The sequence below is a fragment of the Streptomyces sp. ActVer genome (assembly GCF_027270795.1).
Taxonomy (GTDB): domain Bacteria; phylum Actinomycetota; class Actinomycetes; order Streptomycetales; family Streptomycetaceae; genus Streptomyces; species Streptomyces umbrinus_A.
In genome coordinates this window covers 1-1313 of record NZ_JAPWHT010000895.1, presented here as the reverse complement: position 1 = coordinate 1313, position 1313 = coordinate 1, and the positions used below count along the sequence as shown (strand labels likewise).

Below are 1313 nucleotides of genomic sequence, written 5' to 3'. Positions count from 1 at the left end.
CGGGAGTTGGTGAACTGGGCGCTGCGCACACTCGTCCGGATCTCCGGCAACACCGGACGCGCCGACCTGGGCCGACTCGACGCGAAGCTGCGGCGCGGCCAGGAACACCAGGTGTACGAAGCGCTGCGGCCGTGGATAGAGGCGGGCGCGGAGAAGTCCGACTACAGCCTCGCCTTCTCGCTCGCCCGGGCCGTGGGGCGTCGCGCCGCGGGCATGCCCGAACTGCAGGAACTCCTGTGGCAGGCCGTCAGGTTCGGAAGCGACGGCACCGTGCGCGACGCGGTCGAACTGTGGCTGGAGCCGCCCGCCACCCGCGACGAACGGGCCGCGCGCGTCCTCTCGCTCGAACCCTCGGCGGGAACACTGTGGCCGGTCCTGGACGTGATCACCCGGCGCCGTACCGACCTCCTCGACGTGCTCCTCGCGGACATCCCGCCGTACGGGCGATTCCTCACCAAGGGCAGCCCGTGGACCGTGCCCGTGAGTCACTACGTACGGCGCTGGCTGCCACGTCAACAGGAGGCCGTGGCCCGGCAGTTGGGCGAGCAGGCTGCCGATGCCGGGCTGCCGTCGTACACGCGGGTGGCCGCCATCGCGCAGGGTGCGTGGATACCGGGCGCGGGCGTCGGACTCGTACGCGACTGGACCGGCTCGTCGGACGTCGTGCTCGCGGAGGCCGCGCTCGGCGCGCTCGCCCACACCGGCCGGCCGGGCGACGCGCTGCCCGAACTCCTCGCGCACGCCGGGAACGACCGCGCCCGCGTCGCCGTGTACGCGGCCACCCGGGCATCCCGGCACGTGGCGCCTTCGCAGCTCGTGGGACAACTGCGCGAGGTGCTGCTCGGCCCGGGCGTCAAGGTGACCAGCCGCAAGGAGGCCGCCCGTCTCGCCGCCGCCAGGCTCCCGATACCGGTGGCCGCGGGGCTCCTCACCGAGGCGTACGAGCGGCCCGGTGCCCACCTCGACGTCCGGGCCGCGTGCGTCGCCTTCGCGGGCGCGCTGCTCACCGAGGAGAGCGTCTGGACGCTCCTGCACGACGCGTCGGGCGCCGAACCGGTGCTCCGCGCGGCCGTCCTGCGCGTCTCGCCCCTCGACCTGCCGGAACGGCACCGCGCGCGGTACGCCGGTCTTGTCCGTGACGTGTCCGCGACCGACGACCCCGCGACGGCGAACCTCGCCTTCGCCGCCCTCTCCCACTGGGCACCCTGGTCCCCGGACGCCCCCACCGTCCTGGCCTCCGCCACGGCTGACCTGTCGAACCGCACGAGCTGGCGGGCGGCGGCGCAGGGCCTCGTGGTCGCGGCGACCGGATC

The 1313-nt window shown here is 74.6% G+C and carries 1 pseudogene; it reads left to right on the top strand.

The features are described 5' to 3' along the window. Nucleotides 1–1313: pseudogene (locus O3Q52_RS53155) on the top strand (hypothetical protein); the annotation flags it as partial.